We start from the raw sequence: 434 nt of genomic DNA, 5'->3' as shown, positions 1-434 counted from the left end.
TTAAATGGGGGAAGCCCCGACCGTCGTGGTCGGGGCTTTCCCTGTTAATGATTGTCCGGCGGTGTCCTACTCTCCCACACCCTCCCGGGTGCAGTACCATCGGCGCTGTGGGTCTTAGCTTCCGGGTTCGGAATGGGACCGGGCGTTTCCCCCACGCTATGACCGCCGTAACCTTGTTACCCGAACCCCTGTGCCGGTTTGGTGCCGGTGTTGGGGGTGGGAAGCTTTGTGGTTACAACWTGTGTGTTCCCTCGRTGTTGAGGGTCCTGTGGTGTTGTGTATTTAGTTGTGGTTTTTGTTCCTGACAACGGGTTTTGTTGTTCGGGAACCACATAGTGGACGCGTGCAGTGTTTTTGTGTGTGGTGTAAGTTGTTGGCCTATTAGTACCGGTCAGCTTCACGAGTCTTTAGTCCTCGCTTCCACATCCGGCCTA

The 434-nt window shown here is 55.6% G+C and carries 1 rRNA gene; it reads right to left on the bottom strand.

Annotated elements, in window-relative coordinates:
• Positions 1-53 precede the first annotated feature (53 nt).
• Positions 54-170, bottom strand: a 5S ribosomal RNA gene (rrf, locus tag AB4Z15_RS24965).
• Between the last annotated feature and the right edge of the window lie 264 nt (positions 171-434).

Origin of the sequence: Paenarthrobacter sp. 2TAF44 (genome assembly GCF_052114885.1) — a bacterium.
GTDB lineage: Bacteria > Actinomycetota > Actinomycetes > Actinomycetales > Micrococcaceae > Arthrobacter.
Note: the sequence above shows the minus strand (reverse complement) of the source record. Positions and strands in the feature narration are given on the sequence as shown.